At 67.1% G+C, this 21,318-nt stretch carries 14 protein-coding genes and 1 pseudogene; 6 read left to right on the forward strand and 9 right to left on the reverse strand.

Annotated elements, in window-relative coordinates; all coding sequences use genetic code 11:
* Positions 1-22: 22 nt before the first annotated feature.
* The 9 genes and pseudogenes from ACZ9CK_RS05075 to ACZ9CK_RS05115 form a co-directional block, all read right to left on the reverse strand.
* Positions 23-695: pseudogene (locus ACZ9CK_RS05075) on the reverse strand (Maf family protein).
* A gap of 87 nt (positions 696-782) precedes the next feature.
* Positions 783-965, reverse strand: a complete 183-nt coding sequence (locus ACZ9CK_RS05080) for a hypothetical protein (protein WP_426302658.1) — start codon at positions 963-965, stop codon at positions 783-785.
* Positions 966-1,047: 82 nt separating this feature from the next.
* Positions 1,048-3,609: an MMPL family transporter gene (locus ACZ9CK_RS05085; protein ID WP_476049420.1), complete on the reverse strand. Its 2,562-nt coding sequence runs from the start codon at positions 3,607-3,609 to the stop codon at positions 1,048-1,050.
* A 39-nt stretch (positions 3,610-3,648) separates the two neighbouring features.
* Positions 3,649-4,287, reverse strand: coding sequence for a TetR/AcrR family transcriptional regulator (locus tag ACZ9CK_RS05090; protein ID WP_476049421.1), 639 nt, complete (start codon positions 4,285-4,287; stop codon positions 3,649-3,651).
* 56 nt (positions 4,288-4,343) lie between these two features.
* Positions 4,344-4,751, reverse strand: a complete 408-nt coding sequence (locus ACZ9CK_RS05095; protein ID WP_426302661.1) for a YbjQ family protein — start codon at positions 4,749-4,751, stop codon at positions 4,344-4,346.
* A gap of 93 nt (positions 4,752-4,844) precedes the next feature.
* A complete protein-coding gene (locus tag ACZ9CK_RS05100; RefSeq protein WP_476050857.1) occupies positions 4,845-6,209 on the reverse strand; it encodes a dicarboxylate/amino acid:cation symporter in 1,365 nt (454 codons plus the stop codon).
* A 219-nt stretch (positions 6,210-6,428) separates the two neighbouring features.
* Positions 6,429-8,114, reverse strand: coding sequence for a DUF885 domain-containing protein (locus ACZ9CK_RS05105; RefSeq protein WP_426302662.1), 1,686 nt, complete (start codon positions 8,112-8,114; stop codon positions 6,429-6,431).
* A 63-nt stretch (positions 8,115-8,177) separates the two neighbouring features.
* Positions 8,178-8,411 carry an acyl-CoA carboxylase subunit epsilon gene (locus ACZ9CK_RS05110; protein WP_476050858.1) on the reverse strand — a complete coding sequence of 78 codons (234 nt, stop codon included), beginning with the start codon at positions 8,409-8,411 and terminating at the stop codon, positions 8,178-8,180.
* An 11-nt stretch (positions 8,412-8,422) separates the two neighbouring features.
* Positions 8,423-10,006 (reverse strand): acyl-CoA carboxylase subunit beta, encoded by a 1,584-nt coding sequence (locus ACZ9CK_RS05115; RefSeq protein ID WP_426302663.1) that lies wholly within the window; start codon positions 10,004-10,006, stop codon positions 8,423-8,425.
* A 210-nt stretch (positions 10,007-10,216) separates the two neighbouring features.
* Here ACZ9CK_RS05115 and ACZ9CK_RS05120 point away from each other — a divergent pair, with 210 nt between their 5' ends.
* The 6 genes from ACZ9CK_RS05120 (at position 10,217) to ACZ9CK_RS05145 (ending at position 21,305) form a co-directional block, all read left to right on the forward strand.
* A complete protein-coding gene (locus ACZ9CK_RS05120; protein ID WP_426302664.1) occupies positions 10,217-11,101 on the forward strand; it encodes an SDR family oxidoreductase in 885 nt (294 codons plus the stop codon).
* 47 nt (positions 11,102-11,148) lie between these two features.
* Complete coding sequence (locus ACZ9CK_RS05125) at positions 11,149-12,021, forward strand: biotin--[acetyl-CoA-carboxylase] ligase (RefSeq protein ID WP_426302665.1); 873 nt, start codon at positions 11,149-11,151, stop codon at positions 12,019-12,021.
* Positions 12,014-12,589: a PH domain-containing protein gene (locus ACZ9CK_RS05130; protein WP_476049422.1), complete on the forward strand. Its 576-nt coding sequence runs from the start codon at positions 12,014-12,016 to the stop codon at positions 12,587-12,589. The genes ACZ9CK_RS05125 and ACZ9CK_RS05130 overlap by 8 nt, the downstream gene beginning before the upstream one ends.
* The gene (locus ACZ9CK_RS05135) at positions 12,579-13,751 is read left to right on the forward strand and encodes an adenylate/guanylate cyclase domain-containing protein (protein WP_426303411.1); all 1,173 of its coding nucleotides are present in this window, start codon (positions 12,579-12,581) and stop codon (positions 13,749-13,751) included. The genes ACZ9CK_RS05130 and ACZ9CK_RS05135 overlap by 11 nt, the downstream gene beginning before the upstream one ends.
* Before the next feature lie 329 nt (positions 13,752-14,080).
* Entirely contained in the window at positions 14,081-20,209 is a 6,129-nt protein-coding gene (locus tag ACZ9CK_RS05140) for an Ig-like domain-containing protein (RefSeq protein WP_476049423.1), read from the forward strand.
* A 124-nt stretch (positions 20,210-20,333) separates the two neighbouring features.
* Positions 20,334-21,305 carry an AAA family ATPase gene (locus tag ACZ9CK_RS05145; protein WP_426302668.1) on the forward strand — a complete coding sequence of 324 codons (972 nt, stop codon included), beginning with the start codon at positions 20,334-20,336 and terminating at the stop codon, positions 21,303-21,305.
* Positions 21,306-21,318 lie beyond the last annotated feature (13 nt).

Consider the following 21,318-nt stretch of genomic DNA (forward strand, 5'->3'; position numbering starts at 1 on the left):
GCGCCTCCTGTTTGTAGGGTTGCTACAAACCGGGGGAGTCTCCGTCGCTTGCCCACAGCTCGGTGATGCCCACCTGGGCCTGGCCGAGCAGTTCGCGCAGGGTGGAGACGGACAGCCCGACGACGGCATGCGGGTCGCCGTCGACCTTGCGGATGAACGCCCCGCCCAGTCCGTCGATGGTGAAGGAGCCGGCGCAATGCAGCGGCTCGCCCGTGGCGATGTAGGCGTCCACCTCCGCCTCGCTCATCGGGGTGAAATGCACTTCGGCGCTGGAAACGGGCGCCGAGGGTCGCCCCCGTTCCGTCGGCGCTTTCGCCGTCTTCGACGTCGGCGGCTGTTTCGCGGCAGTCCACCAGCCAGTGCCCGGTGTGCAGCACGCCCGAGGAGCCGCTCATGCGCAGCATGCGTTCCTTGGCGACCTCGGCGGTGTACGGCTTGCCGTGCGCCTCCCCGTCGAACTCGAACACCGAATCGCAGCCGATCACCAGGGCGCCTTCGGCCTCGGGCAGTGCCGCGACGGCCTCGGCCTTGGCGCGCGCCAGCAGCAGGGCGGTATCGTGCGGGTCGGTGACCCCGTAGCGCGCCTGGACGGCGTCCTCGTCGACGTCGGATACGAGGACCTCGTGCCGGATGCCGGCTTCCGTGAGGAGCTTGGTGCGGGCGGGGGACTGGGAGGCCAGGATAAGTCGGGTCACGCGTTCAAGGGTATCCGCTGCCGGTATGCGCTGGCGGAAAGCAAATGGAAGGAACGTCCGGACCGGACGTTCCTTCCATTCCAGGGGCTAAACCCTCTCGCGCGTGCGGTCGATGACCGGTTCCCGCGGGGTGGAGAAATCGCGGCGCCGGCGCGGGAAGGCCCAGAACGTGCCCTTCGCGTCAACATGTGGTTCCTTGTGCTCCTCGGTCTCCCGTGAGGCATCTTTCTTGGTGTCCCAACGGAAATCCTTGCTGTAGCCGTAGCACATCACAGACCTCCTTCTGGTGACTGCCCTTTAATCCTCCTCCTGATCCGGCAGCGCGTCGAGGGCAGTTCGCGTCGAGGGCTGCTCAGGGCACCAGTTCCCTCGCGTCGCCGGTGTCCGCGGCTGCCGAGCTTTCCCGGACGCCCGTCCTCTCAAGGGAGGCGCCTTCGACGTCGACGTCCGGCAGGATCCGGTCCAGCCAGCGCGGCAGCCACCAGGCCTTCTCGCCCAGCAGGTACATGGCTGCGGGCAGGATCGTCATGCGGACCACGAACGCGTCCACCAGCACGCCGAACGCCATCGCGAAACCGAGCGGCCGGACCATGGTCAGGTGGGAGAAGATGAAGCCGGCGAACACGCTCACCATGATGATCGCGGCGGCCGTGACCACGGCGGCGGCGTGGCTGAAGCCACTGCGCACGGCAGGCTTGGCGCTCTCGCCGTGCATGAACGATTCCCGCATGCCGGAGGTGATGAAGACCTGGTAGTCCATCGCCAGGCCGAACAGCACACCGATCAGGATGATCGGCAGGAAGCTCAGTACCGCGCCGGGGTTGGCGACGTCGAACACGCCACCCAGCCAGCCCCACTGGTAGACGGCCACCACGGCGCCGAACGCCGCGGCGAGCGAGAGCAGGAAGCCGCCAGTGGCCAGCAGCGGGACCACGACCGAACGGAACACCAATAGCAGCAGGATCACTGATAGCCCGACGACGATCGCCAAGTAGGGCGGCAGCGCGGCGCCGAGTTTTTCGGAGACGTCCACGTTTCCGGCCGTCTGGCCCGTCAGGCCGATGGTGACGCCGGTTGCGGCGGCGATGTCGCTGCCCTTGGCCCGGAGTTCGGAGACCACCTGGACGGTGCTTTCGCTGGCAGGGCCGTCCTGCGGGATCACCTGGAACACCGCGGTGCGGTGGCCGTCGCTTCCCGTGGCCGGGCTCAGGGCGACCGGCACGGCGGCGACCACTTTGTCCACGCTCCGCAGGTCCCCGGCGACGTCCAGCTGCTTGTTGACCGCTTCGCTGTCGCTGAGCCCGGCGGGGAGTTCGCCCACCACCACGATCGGTCCGGTGACGCCCTCGCCGAAGCTCTTGCGGGTGAGGTCGTAGGCCTTGAAGGCCTGTGAGTCGACAGGTTCGGAGCCGCCGTCGGGCAGTGCCAGCCGCAGCTGTGAGGCCGGCAGCGCCAGGACACCGAGCAGCACGACGCCGGCGAGGAGGGACCACAGCGGGTGTCGGGTCACCAGGGCGCCCCAGCCGCGGTTGCTCTTGCGCGTGTCCGCGGCCCGGTCCGCGGCCTCGTGGCCCGGTTCCGCGTTGTGTTGCGCGGCTTTCGCCCACGCCCGCTTGGAGATCAGCCGGCGGCCGATCAGGGACAGCACCGCCGGGGTCAGGGTGAGCGAAACGACGACGGCAACCGCCACTGTCGCGGCGGCGGAGAGGCCCATCACGGCAAGGAAGGGCAGGCCGGGGACCACCAAGGCGGCCAGGGCGATGACCACGGTGAGGCCGGCGAACAGCACGGCGTTGCCGGAGGTGCCGGTGGCGAGGGCCGCGGATTCCTCCGGGTCCATCCCAGCGAGCATCTGGCCGCGGTGCCGGTTGACGATGAAGAGGGAGTAGTCGATGCCCACGGCCAGGCCGAGCATGAGGGCAAGCATAGGGGAGATGGAGCTCATGTCGATGACACCGGTCAGCGCGAAGGTCCCGCCCACGCCCACCGCGACGCCCACAACGGCCATGAGCAGGGGAAGGCCGGCGGCGATCAGGGTCCCGAGCATCACGATCAGCGCCAGTGCGGCGACCGCGATGCCGACGATCTCGGCGACACCGAAGATCTGGGAGACGTCCTCGGTGATTTCCTTGCTGGCCAGGGCCGTCACGCCGGCGGACGAAACACCGTGGACAATGTCCTGGACCCGCTGGCGTTCCGCCGGTGTCAGGGCATTGATGGACGTCTTGAACTGGACCTGGGCGATCGCGGCCTTGCCGTCGTCGGAGACGAAGCGCATCCCTTGGGAAGCCTCAAGCTGCCGTTTGGCCAGGGCGAGCTTTTCCGCCCCGTCGGCGGCCTCCTTTTCGCCGGCTTCGAGCTTCGCCCGCCCCGCGGCGAGCTCGGCCTTCTGCGGCGCAAGCTGCGCGTCGATCGCCGCTGCGGGCAGTCCGGCAGTTGCCATCTGCTGCTCGGCGGCCTTCAGCTGGGCCTCCCCGGCGGTCAGCTGCGCCCGGGCCTGCTCAAGCCGGGCCTCTCCGGCGGCCGCCTGCTTTTCGCCCTGCTCGACGGCGGCGGGCGCCTTGTCGAGCTCGGCCTGCGTGTCGAAGGGGTTGACGGTGGACTGCACGGTGGGAAGCTTCTTCAGCTTGTCCAGCGCGACCGCGACCGCGTCCTTGCCGGCCTGGTCGAAACCGCCGCTGCTGGCCTCGAAGACAATGCCGGCCGAGCCGCCGGCCGCCTCGGGCAGGTCCTTCTTGAGCTTGTCCAGCATCCGCTGCGTCTCGGTGCCCGGGATCTGGAAGTTGTTGGACATGGTGCCGTGGAAGGCTGCGGCGGAGGCGCCAACGGCCACCAGGACGGCCAGCCACAAGGAGATCACGAGCCAGCGGTGGCGGTAGGAGAACTTGCCAAGACGGTAGAGCAAAGTAGCCATAGTGGAACCGATCTGTTCTGGGTGGTCAGGCGGTGGCGGTCAGGCGGTGGTGCCGGATGAATTGAAGCCGGAAGCCAGCAGGCCCACGGCGGTGACGAGGTGCTGGCGGAAGACTGCCAGGGATTCCGGGGAAAGATCGGCGCCGCGTTCTTCGAACCAGACGCCCATCGCGGCCTTGCCGCAGGCGATGATCGAGCCGGCCATGGCTCGCAGGTGGAGTTCGTCGGCGCCTTCGCCAAGTCGCTCCCGGGCTGCGGCGATGATTTGTTCGGTGCAGTGCTCCCAGGCCTCGAGCTCGCAGCGTCCCAGCGCCTGGCTGGAGTTCGTGAGACTGAAGAGCTCGGCAATGGGAGCCGCCGTCATCGGATCCGCCAGCTCCATCAATGCAACACGGGCGGATTCCAGAATGGGTTCATCCGCGGGGCGGAGGCGGAATTCGTCCAGGACGTTGTCGAGGAAGCGGTCCGCCAGCGACGCCAAGGCGGCGTCGACGCCGGTGAAATAGTTGAAGAAGGTCCGCCGAGACACGCCCGCCTCGGACGCGATGTCTTCCACGGTGAAGTTGCCCGCGCCTTCGCTGCGCAGCAGGGCCAGCGCGGCATCGGCGATGGCGCGGCGTGTGGCGACCTTGTTCAGTTCACGGCGGGAGGCTGCTTTGGCTGTATCGGTAGGAGGCACATATTTACACTAAGTGCATTTTTGCACTCTGCGCAAGTTAATAATCCGGGTCGGCGTTACGGCGCGGTCGGCTGTGGTCCCGCCTGCTGGTCCGCGGTGCTGCTCAGGTAGATCGACTGGCCGGTCGCCCCGGGTTCGCCTTCCTTGAGCGGGATGGCGAAAACAGCCGTGCCGTAGGCGCACACCTCGGTCCAGTTGGTGCCCATCTCCGAGGTGTCGAAGCGCATTGCCACGATGGCGTTGGCCCCGCGCTGCTGTGCCTCGTGGACCATGCGGGCCATGACTTCCTGGCGGCTTTCGTAGAGGGCCTTGGTCATCTCGGGGAGTTCGCCGCCGCCCAGGGACCGGAATCCCGCAAGCATCTGTGAACCAATGTCCCGGGACCGGACGGTGAGGCCCATGACCTCACCGAACACGGCGTCGATCCGGTGGCCTGGAATTTCGTTTGAAGTCACAATCAGCATGCGCTGAGCCTACCGGGAGGCCCGGTTAAACGGATGAATCCCCGGGAAATTCCCGGGGATTCATCAGCAGGGCGGGTGCCATGGGCGGTGTGTTTAGGACGCGGCGCGGGCGAGTTCGCGTTCCTCCGTGGAAGCCTGGTCCGGTGCCTCAGCGTCCTGTGCCGGAGCTTCGTCGGCAAACGCGGTACCCGTGCGCGGTGCGTTGTACAGTTCCTCGTCCAGGATGCCCTGGCGCTTGGCCACGATCGTGGGCACGAGCGCCTGTCCTGCGACGTTGACCGCGGTGCGGCCCATGTCCAGGATCGGATCGATCGAGAGGAGAAGTCCGACGCCGGCCAGCGGCAGGCCCAGGGTGGACAGCGTCAGGGTCAGCATCACCACGGCGCCCGTGGTGCCCGCCGTGGCGGCGGAGCCCAGGACCGAAACGAGGGCGATGAGCAGGTACTGGCTGAAGTCCAGGTTGATGCCGAAGAACTGGGCCACGAAGATTGCGGCAACTGCCGGGTAGATCGCGGCGCAGCCGTCCATCTTGGTAGTGGCGCCCAGCGGCACAGCGAAGGAGGCGTAACCGCTTGGCACGCCGAGGTTCCGTTCGGTGACACGCTGCGTGAGCGGCAGGGTGCCGATCGAGGACCGGGAGACGAAGGCCAGCTGCACGGCCGGCCACACGCCGGAGAAGTACTGCTTCACGGACAGACCGTGGCTGCGGACCAGTATGGGGTAGACGGCAAACAGCACCAGGGCCAGTCCCACATAGATGGCCACGGTGAACTTGCCGAGGGACCCGATGGTGTCCCAGCCGTAGATGGCCACGGCGTTGCCGATCAGGCCGATGGTGCCCAGGGGGGCGATCCGGATGATCCACCAGAGGACCTTCTGGATCACGGCCAGCGCGGAGGCGTTGAAGTTCAGGAAAGGCTCGGCCTGCTTGCCCACCTTGAGGGCGGCTACGCCGACGGCGATCGCGATCACCAGGATCTGCAGCACATTGAAGTTCACCGCGGTGGTGGCGGCGTCATCGGCAAGGGTCGTGCTCGCGCCGAGGCCCAGGAAGTTCTTCGGAAACAGGCCCGTGAGGAATGCCCACCAACTGCCGACCTTGCCCGGGGCTTCGCCCTGGCTGTTGATGCCGGTGCCCGAGCCTGGCTGGAACAGCACGCCCAGGCCGATGCCGATCAGCACCGCAATCAAGGAGGTGATGGCGAACCACAGCAGGGTGTTCCAGGCGAGCTTCGCCGCGTTTGAGACCTGGCGGAGGTTGGCGATCGAGCTGACGACGGCGGTGAAGATCAGCGGCACGACGGCCGTCTGCAGCAGCGAGACGTAGCTCGAACCGATGGTCTGCAGGGTGGCGCCGAGGCCGTTGGGGGCCGTCTTGGTGCTGCCGGTGTACTTGGCGACGAGGCCGAGGACCAGACCGATGACGAGGGCGGCGATGATCTGCACGCCGAAGGACATGGCCCACTTCGGGAGCCTGGTCGCGGTCTTTCCGGCGGAGGGCGAAAGGTTGGATGTTTTGCTCACCGGAACAACCTAGAGGCAGTTGGAATACCAGAGCGAGTGCACGTTGAGAAATATGACGGGGAACATGAAGTGGCGGCCGTCACTGGGATACCAGCGGCGGCCGCCAAATCAATGAAGTTTCAAGTTATTCCATGCGCCGCTGTGGCATATGTCTCAGCCGAGGAGCGCCCGGCGGAGCGTGTCCAGGCCTACGGATCCGACGTTCAGGGCGTCGCTGTGGAAGGCCTTGAGCTCGAAGCCCTGCCGCTTTTCCAGCTCCGCGCGGATCTCCTCCCAGAGCCGCTGGCCCACCTTGTAGGAAGGTGCCTGGCCCGGCCAGCCAAGGTAGCGGGTGAACTCGAACTTGAGCTGGCCCTCGCTGATGGGCAGGTTGGCACGCAGGAAGTCATAGCCCTTGTCCGGCGTCCAGGTGCCGCTGCCCCAGGCCTCGGGGATCTCGAGTTCGAGGTGCACGCCGATGTCGAAGACCACGCGGGCGGCCCGCATGCGCTGCATATCCAGCATGCCCATGTGGTCGCCAGGATCCTTCAGGTAGCCCAGCTCCAGCATCAGCTTTTCGGCATACAGGGCCCAGCCCTCGCCATGGCCGGACACCCAGCAGATGTTGCGGCGCCAGTCGTTCAGCAGCTCGCGGCGGTAGACGGCGGTGGCCACCTGCAGGTGGTGGCCCGGCACGCCTTCGTGGAAGACCGTCGTCGTCTCCGCCCAGGTAGTGAAGGTGTCTTCGCCGGCCGGCACGGACCACCACATGCGGCCCGGGCGCGAGAAATCGTCCGCAGGCCCGGTGTAGTAGATGCCGCCCTCGTCGGTGGGGGCGATTTTGCACTCAAGGGTCTTCATGACGTCCGGGATGTCGAAGTGGACGTCGGCGAGCTCGGCCACGGCACGGTCCGAAAGCTCCTGCATCCACGCCTGGAGGGCATCGGTGCCCTTGATCTGCCGGGCGGGATCATTGTTCAGGATCTCCTTGGCTTCCTCGATGCTGGCGCCGGGCTTGATCTGCCCGGCCACCCGCTCCTGCTCGGCGATGAGCCGCTGCAGCTCCTGCACGCCCCAGGCGTACGTCTCCTCGAGGTCCACTGTGGCGCCCAGGAAGGTCCGGGAGGCCAGCGCGTAGCGTTCCCGGCCCACTGCGTCCTTTTCGGGGGCGAGCGGCAGCAGTTCCGCTTCGAGGAAGGCGGCCAGGCCTGCGTAAGCCGAACGCGCGACGGCGGCACCGGCGTCGAGCTTTTCCTGCAGTTCCGCAGGGAGCGGTTTGCCATCGATCGCCGCGTCCGCGGCGAGCTTGGCGAAGTATCCGTCTTCGGCGGCGTACTTGCTGGTCTGTTCGATGACGATCCGCACCTGGCGGGCAGCGGCGACCTTTCCTGCGTCCTTTGCCGAGCGCAGGGAGGCGATGTAGCCCTCGATGGCGCCGGGCACGTTGGCGGCGCGGCCGGCGATGTGCTCCCAGTCCTGCGGCGTGGCGGTGGGCATCAGGTCGAAGACGGCGCGGATGTCCTGTGCGGGGGAGGCGATGTTGTTCAGCTCCGCGGCATCCCAGCCGGATTCGTGGAACTCAAGCTGCAGGCCCAGGCGCTCCCGCATCGCATCGAGGGTGATGACGTCGGACGCGTCGGCGGGCTCCAGGCCGGAGAGCTTGTCCAGGGTGTCGCGGGCAGCGGCGGCGAAGGCCGCGGTGCCGGCAGGCGAGAAGTCCTGGTATTCGCTTTCGTGACCCGGAATGCCGAGGGTGGTGGCCAGGCTCGGGTTCAACGCCAGGAGCGTTTCGGTGTAGGCGTCAGCTACGGCGTCGATGGCTGTCCGGGAACGTGCCGGTGAGGTGTTTTCAGTAGTCACCAGACGAGCCTAGCGGTGGGTGCGCCTTTCTGAAAGGGTTGCTGAACACTCCCCGCGGCGGGTTCAGCCCTTGCTGCGCCGCCAGGCGCCCGGACCCGGAGTCGGGTTCAGGCCGAGCCGCTGGCGCCGCACCCAGTGGCGGACGCTCGCTTTGGCCGGCGCCGGGGCAGCGGGGGCCGAGAGCGAAGCGACGACGGCGGTCAGCGCGGCGAGCTCTTCCGGCGTCGGGTTTCCCTTCAGTACCGAAAGCAGGGGCGTCTGCGGGGTTTCGGGGGCCGGGCCCTGGTCCTGTTCCATGGAAGCCGGGCTCACAGCGGGATGTTCCCGTGCTTCTTGCTGGGCAGGCTGGCGCGCTTGTCCCGCAAGGCGCGCAGGCCCTTGATGATCTGGACGCGGGTGTCGGACGGCGCAATGACGGCGTCCACATAGCCGAGTTCCGCGGCCTGGTACGGGTTGAGGAGTTCCTCTTCGTACTGCTGGATGATCTCCGCGCGCCGCGCCTCGACGTCGCCGCCGGTTTCGGCAACCGCGGCGAGGTCGCGGCGGTAGAGGATGTTGACGGCGCCCTGTGCCCCCATGACGCCGATCTGGGCGGTGGGCCAGGCAAGGTTGAGGTCCGCGCCGAGCTTCTTGGAACCCATCACGATGTACGCGCCGCCGTAGGCCTTGCGGGTGATGACGGTCAGCTTCGGGACGGTGGCCTCGGCGTAGGCGTAGAGCAGCTTGGCGCCGCGGCGGATGATGCCCTGGAATTCCTGGTCCTTGCCGGGCAGGAAGCCGGGGACGTCCACCAGGGTGATGATGGGGATGTTGAAGGCGTCGCAGTGGCGGACGAAGCGCGCCGCCTTTTCAGAGGCCGCGATGTCCAGGGTGCCGGCGAACTGCATGGGCTGGTTGGCCACGATGCCCACGGTGTGCCCTTCGATGCGGCCGTAGCCGATCATGACGTTCGGGGCGTAGAGCGACTGCATCTCCAGGAAGTGGGCGTCGTCCACGATCTGCTCGATGACCTTGCGCATGTCATAGGGCTGGTTGGCCGAATCCGGGATGAGCGTGTCCAGGGCGAGGTCGTCGCCGTCGATCTCCAGTTCCTGCTCGTGCTCCAGCACGGGGGCTTCGGAGAGGTTGTTGGAGGGCAGGAAGTCCAGCAGTTCGCGGACGAATTCGATGGCGTCGGCTTCGTCGCTGGCCAGGTAGGTGGAGGTGCCGGTGGTGGCGTTGTGCTGGCGCGCGCCGCCGAGGGTTTCCATGTCCACGTCCTCGCCGGTGACGGTCTTGATGACGTCCGGGCCGGTGATGAACATGTGGGAGGTCTTGTCCACCATCACCACGTAGTCGGTGAGGGCGGGGGAGTAGGCGGCACCGCCGGCGCAGGGTCCCATGATCAGGGAGATCTGCGGTACGACGCCGGAGGAGTGGACGTTGTTGCGGAAGATGTCCGCGAACATCGCCAGGGAAGCCACGCCCTCCTGGATGCGGGCGCCGCCGCCGTCGTTGATGCCGATCATCGGGCAGCCGTTGCGGAGCGCAAACTCCTGGACCTTGACGATCTTCTCGCCGTTGACCTGGCTGAGGGAGCCGCCGTACACGCTGAATTCCTGGCTGTAGATGGCCACCAAGCGGCCGTCGACGGTGCCGTAGCCGGAAACGACGCCGTCGCCGAGGGGCTTCTTCTTCTCCATGCCGAATGCCGTGGAGCGGTGGACGGCGAGGGAGTCGAACTCGACGAAGGAGCCTTCATCCAGGAGCAGGTCGATGCGTTCGCGGGCCGTGTTCTTGCCGCGGGCGTGCTGCTTTTCGATGGCCTCGGGGCCGGAGGGCTGTTCCGCACGGGCCTGGCGGTCGCGGAAATCGGCAATCTTTCCCGCCGTCGTGGTCAGATCGTGGCTCATCAAGTGTCTCCGGCTCTGTAGCTGTTTACGCTGGCACTGCATTGCTGGGCATGCGTTCTTAAGTAGCATCCGTACAAAATGCGGGCCCTGCTGGCTAGTCTAGTGACGCAAAACCCGGATACTGCTGTAGAAACCCTACAATTTTCCGTCTTCAAGTCGAGCATCCACCAATGTTACCCGCGAGTAACTTTGATCGGCTACAGTGTCCCCATGACCTCAAGCAACGATGCTTCAGCACGTGCCGCCAGCCCCTACCGGGCGACGGGCACCCTCAAGGGCCGCACCCTCCTGATGTCCGGCGGCAGCCGGGGAATCGGCCTGGCCATAGCGCTCCGCGCCGCCAGCGACGGCGCGAACATCGTGCTCATGGCCAAGACCGGCGAACCCCACCCCAAACTGGAAGGCACTGTGTACACCGCTGCCGCCCAACTGGAGGCCGCCGGCGGGCAGGCCCTCGCCCTGGTGGGGGACGTGCGCAACGACGAGGACGTCGCCGCCGCGGTGGCCGCCGCCGTCGAGCGCTTCGGCGGGATCGACGCCGTCGTCAACAATGCCTCGGCCATCGACCTGTCCCGGACGGACGCCGTCGACATGAAACGCTACGACCTCATGCAGGACATCAACGTCCGGGGCACCTTCCTGCTCTCCAAGCTGGCGCTGCCCGCACTGCGCGAATCCGCGCACGGGCAAATCCTTACACTGTCTCCGCCACTGAACCTGGACCCCAAATGGGCTGGCAGGCACCTGGCCTACACGATGGCCAAGTACGGGATGAGCCTCACCACCCTGGGTCTCGCCGAGGAGCTTAAGGACGACGGCGTGCTGGTCAACTCGCTCTGGCCCTGCACCCTCATTGACACGGCCGCCATCCGGAACATGCCCGGCGGCGACCGCATCGTGCAGGCTGCCCGCGGTCCGGAGATCATGGCCGATGCCGCCCACGCCATTCTCAGCGGGGGAGTCGGCGCCGCAGGACCATTGAGCGGGAACTTCTACACCGATGAGCAGGTCCTGCGCGCGGCCGGCGTCAGCGACTTCCGGCCCTACAGCCTCGGGGCCCCGGAGGAACAGCTCGTGCCCGACATTTTCCTGTAGGCGCAAGGGCTACGTCCGCGACCGCCGGGATCGTTAGGATTCAGAGTATGGAACGGGCAAATCTCGATAAGGACGCGCTGCTCAACGGGGACTTCCTCTCAAGCACTGGCATTTCCCGCCTGGAGGTCGTGGAGTCCACCGGCTCCACCAACGCCGACCTCCTGCGGGCGGTCACCGTGGAACCCAAGGAATGGCCGGACATGTCCGTGCTGACAGCCGAATACCAGACCGCGGGACGGGGACGCCTGGAGCGGCACTGGGAAGCGCCCGACCACTCGGCCGTATCTGTGTCGATCGTGCTGCGGCCCGTCAACGCCCAGGGCCTGCCCGTGCCTACCCAGAGCTACTCCTGGCTGTCGCTACTCGCCGCCCTCGCCCTGCGTGAGACCCTGCTCGAAAACTGCGGCCTGCCCGCGGAGATCAAGTGGCCCAACGACGTCCTGGTCCGCGGCCGGAAGATCTCCGGAATCCTGGCCCAGCTGGGACCGATGGGCGACGGCACGGTTCCTGCGGTCGTGCTCGGCACCGGCCTGAACGTCAGCCTCGCCGAGGACGAGCTGCCGGTTCCCACCGCCACCTCCCTCCTCGTGGAGGGCTCGACCACCCTGGACCGCACCGCCATCCTGCAGAACTACCTGTCCCGTTTCGCGGCGCTCTACCGCAGCTTCTGCAACGCCGACGGCGATCCCTCCGCGGGACTGGCCGGCGGGCCGTCGCTGCATAAGCGGGTGGAGGCGGTGCTGGTGACGCTGGGCCGCGAAGTCCGGGCGCAGCTTCCCGGCGACCACGAACTGGTGGGCCACGCCTCCCGCCTGGACGAGTACGGTTCCCTCCTGGTGGTGGACCACGGCGGCCGTGAACATGTAGTGACGGCCGGGGACGTGGTGCATCTGCGACCCACCGATGGCGGATATGCGTAAACAGCTCCTGCCGGGTGAGCAAGTGATCGTGGTGACCCGGCAACAGGGGCGCCGCCTCCTCTTCCCGGCGGCAGCATTCATCCTCACCCCGGCGCTCGCCGCGTATGCCTGCGCCTGGATCGTCAAAGGCGGGCCGGCCAAACTGATGCCCGTGATGACCGGCTCGGATTGGACACTCTGGCTGGTGCTCGCGTGCGTATTCCTCGCAGTCCTGGTTCTCCTTGGCTACTGCCTGCCGAAGTACCTTGAGTGGCTGGCCGTGCAGTACATCCTCACGAGCCGCCGGATAATTGCCCGATTCGGAATGCTTCGGCGCCGGGACTGGCAGCTTTCGCTCGCGGCAGTGCGTAACGTCGGTCTCAGGCAGACCCTGATCCAGCGGACATTGCGCTCGGGGAATATATCCTTGGATACCGGGCAGCCGGGAGGAACCCTGATGCCCGATGTTCCGGAGGCCGCGCGGTTCCGGAACTTCATCCTCGAGGCCATAGACGGCCTGCCGCCGGTATCGGTGAATGACAGTGGAAACACATGGGCAAGGAGAGAAGGTGGACAAGATGAGTGGTGAACAGCCCCGGGACCCGGAGGACGGCAGCGATTCCTTGCCGGAACCTTCCCTTGACGAGCCGATCACCAGGCCGCTCCCCGTGACGCCGGACCCGCAGGTTTCTCCGCCCACTGGAGTGATGTCCGCCGAACGTATCGCTATGAAAGTACTTGAGACCAGGCTCCTTGGAGGCGAACGCAAGCTCCGCCGTCGCGAAGTCGCCGCTGCGGCCGGGGTCTCCGTTCTGTCTGCCCGCAAGCTTTGGCGCGCCCTCGGCTTCCCCAACTTCGGGGACGAGGACGTCGCCTTCACCGAGCAGGACCTCACCGCGCTGTCCACCATCCTGGACCTGGTGCGTGCCGGCAAGCTCACCGAAGAAGCGGCCATCTCAGTGACCCGTGCGATCGGGCAGATGACGGACCGCATGGTGGTCTGGCAGGTCGAAGCATTGATCGAAGACATGGTGGTGCAGCAGGGCATCCCGGACGCCGTTGCCCGCAAGCAGTTGGTAAGCGAACTGCCCAACCTCCTGGACGCCATGGAAGAGATCCTGGTCTATTCCTGGCGCCGGCAAATGAACGCCGGCGTGCAGCGCCTGGCCGTGCGGGCCGAGGCCGGGCTGCGTGCCAGTGAGGCCGGCCGCGAAGGGGACGAGGACGACGCTCCGCTGCCGTTGGCGCGTGCCGTGGGCTTCGCCGACCTCGTGTCCTACACCAGCCTGTCGCGCCGGATGAACGAAAAGACCCTGGCCCAGCTGGTCCAGCGCTTCGAGAACAAGTGCGCGGAGATCATTTCCATCGGCGGCGGACGGCTCGTCAAGACCGTCGGCGACGAAGTGCTCTACATCGCCGAAACTCCGGCCGCCGGCGCCGAAATCTCCCTTGCGCTGGCCCGCGCATTCAGTGAGGACGAGATCCTGCCCCAGGCGCGCGTGGCGATGGTATGGGGCCGCATCCTGTCCCGGCTCGGCGATATCTACGGGCCGACGGTCAACCTCGCAGCGCGCCTGACGGCCCTGGCCGAACCCGGCACCGTCCTGGTAGACCAGACCACCGCTGCTGCCCTCGGCCAGGACGATCGTTTCGTCCTGGACCCGCAGGCCACGGAGAACGTGCGCGGTTTCGGCGAAATCACCCCGGTCCTGCTGTCTCCGGGCCAGGGCAAGGGGCTTGTCCTGGACTGAGCAGGCTCCGCCCCGCCTGCCCCGTGGCCAAACCGCAGTTCCGCCAGTTGATAGACTTACTTTCCGGCGGCCTCCCTGTTCTTCATAGGGCGCTGTTTCGCGGGCCTTCGGATGGGTACCTTTCCCCATCGCGGCGTCCGTGAGTCCTTGATTATTCTGGAGCGCCGGTGCTATCTGCTCCCCTTGGTAACCGGGGGACGCCCATGCGATAGTCGTATGGACAAATTCCGCCGCCGTATGGGGGTACGGCGGAATCGCATGATCACCGGTCGGAGGCCGTGAGGTTCGAGGCCGCCTGGGGGCGGCCGTGATGCAAGGGAATTGAATCTGTGACGTCTTTATTCGGCAAGCTGGGGCTTAGGAAACGCCGAAACAAGTTCATCGCCACCACCGGATTCACCGCAGCAGTTGCGCTGCTGGTGACCGGCGCTGTGCTGTACCCGGGGTTCAAGACCGCGGAACTCGAACTGAACGACGGCGGCGTGTGGGTGGTCAGCAAGACCAAGAACGCCGTGGGCCGCCTGAACTATCCCTCCCGGGTGCTCGACGGCGCGGTCACACCGGCCAGCACCACCTTCGACGTGCTGCAGAATTCCAGCGACGTCTTCGTCGACGACAGCACCGGATCCACCGTCAACCAGGTCTCCGCGGCGAACCTGCGGCTCGGCGGGGACAAGCAGCTGCCGTCCTCTTCGAAGGTCAGCTTCGGTACCCAGGTGCTTTCCGTTACCGATCCCGTCAAGGGCCGGGTCTGGGCCCTCTCACCGTCCACGATCAACAGCTTCGACGAAGAGGGCACCCAGCCGGTGCTGCTGGCCTCCTCCGGCGCGGTCTCCGCCGTCGGGCAGGACAACCGGATCTACACGGCGGACCCGCAGAAGGGTGAAGTCACCGTCACCTCTGTGGACGCCAACGGCGAACGGCAGAACTCCGAAACCACCAGGATCGATGAACTCAAGGGCGCCGGTGACCTCCAGCTTGCCGTGGTCGGCGACAAGCCGGTGGTCCTGGACGCCGCCCGCGGAAACCTGTTCCTGCCGGGCGGGCGCAAGCTCCAGCTCCAGGACTCCCGCGAAGCCAAGCTCCAGCAGAGCGGCGAAGCCAGCAGCTACGTGGCCATTGCCACCCCGAAGGCGCTCATCAAGCAGCCGCTTGACGGATCCACCGCCGCCGTCGTGAACTTCGGCGGCCAGGGTGTGCCCGCCGCCCCCGTGCAGGTGGCCGGCTGCACGCACTCGGCCTGGGCCGGTGCCAACAAGTACGTCCGCGACTGCACGTCCGACGCCGACGACAAGACCGCCGACGTCCCCAAGGCCAGCGGTTCCCCGAGCTACGTGTTCCGGGTCAACCGCGACCTCGTGGTCCTCAACGACGTGAACTCCGGCAATGTCTGGATGGTCAATCAGAACATGCAGCTGGTCAACAACTGGGACGACGTCATCCCGCCGAAGAACCAGTCCGATGACCAGGACGAGGATTCCGCGGACGAGAACACCATCAACGTGCTGCCGGACCGGACCAAGCCGAACCGTCCGCCGGAAACGAAGCCGGACGAGATCGGCGCCCGCCCGGGCAGGACCACCGTCATGAGCGTGCTGGACAACGACTCCGACCCCGACGGCGACGTGCTCACCGCCTCGATCGGCGGCAACGCGCCCAAGTCCGGGGCCATCGAAAGCATCTACGGCGGCTCGGCCTTCCAGATATCCGTTCCCTCCGACGCGAAACCCGGCACCGAGGTCATCGACTACAACGCGGCCGACGGCCGCGGCCTGTCCGCCGGGGGCAAGATCACTCTGCACGTGGTGGGGCCGGACGAGAACAAGCCGCCGGTCTTCAAGCGCGCCAGCCCCACGACGCTGCTCGTGGAACAGGGCAAGTCCGTCAGCCAGAACATCCTCACCGACTGGATGGACCCCGACGGCGACGACCTCGTCCTGATGGACGCCAAGGCCGACAACCCGCAGGACCAAGTCAAGATCCGCCGCGACGGCCTGCTCACCTACCAGGACTCCGGCGCCACCGCCGGCAAGAAGAACGTCACCGTCTCGGTCTGGGACGGCCGCGCCACGGCCACCGGCCGGGTGGTCATCAACGTCCGGCCGCCGGGAGCACTGCAGCCGGTAGTCAACGCGGACCACGTGACCGCCGTCGTCGGGCAGGATCTGGTGATCGCCCCGCTGAAGAACGACGTCGACCCCAATGGCGGCGCGCTGCGCCTGGCCCATGTCGAGGCGGCTGGCCCCGCAGAACTCGGCCCCGTGACCGACGGCGGCACCTTCACCTTCCGCAGCAACACGCCCGGTCCGGTGTACTTGACGTACATCGCCAGTAACGGTCCGCAAAGCACCCAGGGCCTGATCCGGGTTGACGTCGAGTCCGGCAAGGACGCGGGCAACCCGGTGGCCGTGCACGACGTCGCATTGCTCCCGGTGGGCGGCAACGTCCTGGTGGACCCCCTGGCCAACGACTCCGACCCCTCCGGAGGGGTCCTCGTGCTGCAGTCCGTGACCCTGCCGGAGAACACTTCGGTGTCTGTCAGCGTCATCGACCACAGCGTCCTGCGGGTCACCGACGTGCTAGGCACCCAGCAGCCGGTCATCTTCCGCTACACGATTTCCAACGGGCACAAGTCCGCGAGCGGCACGGTCTCCGTGGTGCCGGTGCCGGCGCCCGCCGTCGTCGAAGCTCCGCAGCCGAAACCGGACGAGGTGAACGTGCGCGTCAACGACGTCGTCACCGTCGCGGTCCTGGCCAACGACACCCACCCGCAGGGCGAGAAACTGCACGTGGACCCGGTCCTGGCGCAGACCGTCCCGGAGGCCGACGGCAAGACCTTCATTTCCGAGGATAAGTTGCGGTTCATCGCCGGTTCCGTGCCCAAGACGGTGCGTGCCATCTACAACGCGGTGGACCCGCAGGGCCAGAAGAGCGCCGCCGCGGTGACCATCCACATCCTGCCCTTGGAAGGCACGCAGAACTCGCGCCCGCAGCCGCAGAACCTGACCGCCCGCGTGGTGGCCGGCGGCACGGTCCGCATCCCGGTTCCGCTGGACGGTATCGATCCCGACGGCGACTCCGTACAGCTGACCGGCATCGACAGCACCCCCGGCATGGGCACCGCGACGGTGGGCAGCAGCTTCATCGACTTCGTGGCCGCCGGCGACGGCGCAGGCACCGACACCTTCCGCTACAAGGTGATCGACCGCCAGGGCGCCGTCAACTCCGGGACGGTCACGGTCGGCATCGCCCCGCAGGGCGAAGACAACCAGAAGCCTGCCCCTGTGGACGACACCGTCTCCGTGCGCCCGGGCCGCCAGATCGCCGTCGACGCCCTCGCGAACGACTCCGATCCCGACGGCGACCGGATCGCCATCAAGGCCGACGGCATCGAAGCCGATCCGGCGCTGCAGGCCAGCGTCAGCAAGAACAGCGGCCGTATCATCCTGACCGCGCCGGGCAAGGAAGGAATCGTCAACATCCGGTACACGGTTGTCGACGAGCGTGGAGCCACGGCCGGCGCCACCATCCGGGTCAACGTCAAGGCCGAGATCCCGCTGCTGGCACCGATCGCGCGCGACGACCGCGTGACCTCGGCCCAGACCATGGGCAAGAAAGCCGTGGACGTGCCGGTCCTGAAGAACGACGAGGACCCCGACGGCGTCGGCGAGAACCTGAAGATCGCCACGGCCGTCGAAACCGCCAAGCCTGGCAACGACGGCAATGTGCTGGTCCAGCTCACCGATGGTCCGCAACTGGTGCCCTACACCGTGGAGGACGTGGACGGGCAGAAGTCAACCGCCATCATCTGGGTACCGGGCATCGGCCAGCAGGTTCCGACCCTCGCCAAGGACGAAGTCATCGAGGTCATCGCAGGCCAGTCCGTCACGGTCAACCTCAACGAATGGGTGAAGGTCCGCGACGGCCGTAGCCCGCTCCTGACTCAGGCTGACCGCATCAAGCTCATCGGCGCGGACGGCAGCGACCCGATCGCCAACGGCGGCACCGCCATCAAGTACTCCGCGGGCAAGGACTATGTGGGCCCCGGCTCCATCACCTTCGAAGCCACCGACGGGACCGGCCCGGATGATCCGAACGGGCAGAAGGCAACACTGAGCATCCGCACCAAGGTGCTCCCGGACCCTAACCGCAACCACGCTCCGACCCTGCTCGGCAGTTCCCTCGAGGTGCCCCAGAACGACTCCGCGAGCATCGAACTGGGCCGCCTCACGAGCGATCCGGACGGTGAGGACGCGGAGAACATGAAGTACGAGGTTGTCGGCAACAGCCCGGTAGGCTTTGACGCCCGGATCGACGGCAGGACCCTCCGCGTCGGGGCCAACGGGGACGCGAAGCCCGGCGTCGCGGGAAGCGTCCAGGTCAAGGCCAAGGACCCCCGCGGCCTGGAAGCGACGGCTACCTACAAGCTCGCCGTGACCGCGTCCAACCGCCCCAAGCCGGTGGCGAGCGACGACGTCGAGCCCGACGCGGCCGCCGGCAAGCCGGTGACGGTGAAGGTGCTGGCCAATGACTCCAACCCGTTCCCCGACACCCCGTTGAAGATCGTCAACGCTGTCACGGAGACGGGGCAGGGTTCGGCCGTGGCGAACGGAGATTCGGTCACGGTCACCCCGTCCACGGGGTTCACCGGGTCGATGATCGTCGCCTACACGGTGGCCGACAAGACCGGCGACCCCTCCCGCCAGGCCACGGCACGCATCCGGCTGAGCGTGAAGGACAAACCGATGCCGCCCTCCACCCCCCAGGCACAGAGCGTGGGGGACGAGACGGCCCTGCTGACGTGGACGGCGCCGGCCGACCGGGGTTCGCCCATCACAAAGTACACAGTGAGGGGCGAGGGCGGATTCCAGCAGGACTGCCCGGCCAACACCTGCACGCTCAATGGCCTGACCAACAACGTCAAGTACCACTTCACGGTGACGGCCACCAACGCGATCGATGAGTCGGACCCGTCACCCGCGTCGGCCGAGGTGCGGCCCGACGTCAAACCGGACACCCCGTTGGCGCCGGGCCTGAAGTTCGGCGACGAGCAGCTCACGGTCACCTGGACCGCGCCGGCCAGCAAAGGTTCGCCGATCAAATCCTACGACCTGGAGATCTCGCCGGCACCGGCCGGCCAGAACCCGCAGATCCAGAACCTGACCTCCACCACCTATGTGTGGAAGGGCCTGACGAACGGCGTCTCCTACAAGGTGCGCGTCCTGGCCCGCAATGACGCCAAGGATCCTTCCGAATGGAGTCCGTACTCCGCCGCTGAGGTACCGGCGGGGGTTCCGGCGACGCCGACTGCTCCCACCGTGGCCAGCGCCCAGCCGGTCGGCAGCCAGAGCCAGCTGAGGGTGACCTGGACCGCTCCGGACAACAACGGCGACGCGGTGTCGGCCTACACCCTGACCACCCTGCGCGGCGGCGCCGTGGTTGCCTCCCAGAAGGTGGGAACCACAGCCCAGAACGTGGTGGTGGACAACTCCGAGGCGAACTACACCTTCACGGTTTCCGCGACGAACAAGGCGGGTACCGGCGGCACGAGCCAGCCTTCTGCTCCCACCCGTGCGGCGGGCAAGCCCGGAACCGTGAACAGCGGCACGGTGGCGCCCACCGGCAGCAGCGGTGAGCTGCGGCTGACCTTCACCCCGCTGACCGCTGCGCAGCGCAACGGCTCGCAGGAGAGCGAGATCGAATACAGCTGGCGGACCGCCTACGGTTCCGGGCCCATTCCCGCAGGTGGCGGCGTGATCGGTGGCCAGCCGAACGGCACCGACGTCACGGTCACCATTGTTGCCCGGTCCATCAAGGCCAACATTTCCGGCGATGCCAAGGCCATCGGCAGCGGCAACCCCTACGGCGCCCCGGATGCCCCGAACGTGAACGGCGGCAAGTCGGCTACGGGAGACGGCGAGGTGCACTGGACCTGGAACAACCCGAACATGAACGGGCGCCCCTTGAGCCATTTCGAAGTCAGCTATGACGACGGCGGATGGATCAACGTGGGTACGGCCAACCGTTACGACCGTGGCGGTGGCGGCTGGGACCAGACCCACAACCTGAAGGTCAGGGCCGTGACCGTAGTGAACGGCGCCATCGGCAGTGCCAATGCGACCACCGGCAACGACCCGACCCCGCCCCCGCCGCCGAACCGCGTGGCAATCAACAATGACGGCACCTATAACAGCTGCACGGAAGTCCCGGGCGGCAACGGCTACGACGGCGGCACCCCGAAGCGCTGCTATGGCGTCGCCAGCCCGGGCGGGCCCGGGGCACCGTCACCGTGGCTGAGCACCACCGACGGCGGAACCCCGGTGGACCGCTGCGGCAGCCCCTGGGGCGGCAGCGGCTGGTACCGCATCAGCGGTCCCTCCGCTTCGGGAAAGAACCTCGACGGCCGCTGGGTCCGGGCAGATACCGTGCACTTTGTGTCCGGCAGCCGACCCTGCTGATCCGCAAGCCCGGTGCCGGCGCAATCCGGCACCGGGTTCCCTGAACCTGTACACCGAACTTGAATCCCCCGGCCGGGGCCTCCACACCAGCCGTCCGGACTACACCTAACGAAGGACCCACGACATGACAATGACAAGCGAACAGGCGGCCTGGTTTGCGGACACCTTTGAGAAGCTGGTTGCGAACGTCGGCCAGGCCGTGCTGGGCAAGTCCCATGTCATCCGCCTGACATTCACGGCCATGCTCGCCGAGGGCCACGTCCTCTTCGAAGACGCCCCCGGCACAGGCAAGACCTCCCTTGCCCGGGCCCTCGCGGCCACGGTCCAGGGGTCCCACAACCGCATCCAATTCACCCCGGACCTGCTGCCTTCGGACGTCACCGGCGTGACCATCTACGATCAGAAGACCCAGAAGTTCGAGTTCCATAAGGGCCCGATCTTCAGCAACATCGTGCTGGCCGACGAAATCAACAGAGCCTCGCCGAAGACCCAGTCCGCGCTCCTGGAAGTCATGGAGGAATCCCGGGTGACCGTGGACGGCACCACCTACGAGGCGGGCCGCCCGTTCATGGTGCTCGCCACCCAGAACCCGATCGAACAGGCCGGCACCTACCGCCTGCCCGAAGCCCAGCTGGACCGCTTCCTCATCAAGACCTCCATCGGCTACCCGGACCACGCATCCACCGTGCAGTTGCTGGGCGGAAGCAACCTGAAGGACCGTTCGCGCGACCTCAGCCCGATCATCACCACCCAGGCGGTGGCGGACATGGCGGACCTCGCGGCCACCACGCACATCGATTCGGCCGTGCTGGAGTACATTTCGCGCCTGTGCGAGGAGACCCGCAACGCCCCGGAGACGCGGCTTGGCGTTTCGGTCCGTGGTGCCCTGGCCATGGTGCGTGCGGCAAGGGTCTGGGCGGCCGGGCAGGGACGCAACTACGTCCTTCCGGATGACATCAAGGAACTGGCCGGGGTTGTCTGGACCCACCGCTTCGTCATGGACCCCGAGGCGGAGTTCTCCGGCGCCACTGCCGAGGCCGTGCTCCAGCGCGTCCTGAACGACGTCGCTGCCCCGCAGCAGCGCGCCAACGTCTGACGGCCCCGGTCCA

The sequence above is a fragment of the Arthrobacter sp. TE26545 genome (genome assembly GCF_056279005.1).

What these genes read in the sequence shown, in the direction of transcription:
- ACZ9CK_RS05115 (WP_426302663.1), bottom strand. Translation starts at nt 10,006, where the DNA reads ATGAGCCACGATCTGACCACGACGGCGGGAAAGATTGCCGATTTCCGC.
- ACZ9CK_RS05095 (WP_426302661.1), bottom strand. Translation starts at nt 4,751, where the DNA reads ATGCTGATTGTGACTTCAAACGAAATTCCAGGCCACCGGATCGACGCC.
- ACZ9CK_RS05080 (WP_426302658.1), bottom strand. Translation starts at nt 965, where the DNA reads ATGTGCTACGGCTACAGCAAGGATTTCCGTTGGGACACCAAGAAAGAT.
- ACZ9CK_RS05100 (WP_476050857.1), bottom strand. Translation starts at nt 6,209, where the DNA reads ATGTCCTTCGGCGTGCAGATCATCGCCGCCCTCGTCATCGGTCTGGTC.
- ACZ9CK_RS05145 (WP_426302668.1), top strand. Translation starts at nt 20,334, where the DNA reads ATGACAATGACAAGCGAACAGGCGGCCTGGTTTGCGGACACCTTTGAG.
- ACZ9CK_RS05110 (WP_476050858.1), bottom strand. Translation starts at nt 8,411, where the DNA reads ATGGAACAGGACCAGGGCCCGGCCCCCGAAACCCCGCAGACGCCCCTG.
- ACZ9CK_RS05125 (WP_426302665.1), top strand. Translation starts at nt 11,149, where the DNA reads ATGGAACGGGCAAATCTCGATAAGGACGCGCTGCTCAACGGGGACTTC.
- ACZ9CK_RS05130 (WP_476049422.1), top strand. Translation starts at nt 12,014, where the DNA reads ATGCGTAAACAGCTCCTGCCGGGTGAGCAAGTGATCGTGGTGACCCGG.
- ACZ9CK_RS05085 (WP_476049420.1), bottom strand. Translation starts at nt 3,609, where the DNA reads ATGGCTACTTTGCTCTACCGTCTTGGCAAGTTCTCCTACCGCCACCGC.
- ACZ9CK_RS05120 (WP_426302664.1), top strand. Translation starts at nt 10,217, where the DNA reads ATGACCTCAAGCAACGATGCTTCAGCACGTGCCGCCAGCCCCTACCGG.
- ACZ9CK_RS05135 (WP_426303411.1), top strand. Translation starts at nt 12,579, where the DNA reads ATGAGTGGTGAACAGCCCCGGGACCCGGAGGACGGCAGCGATTCCTTG.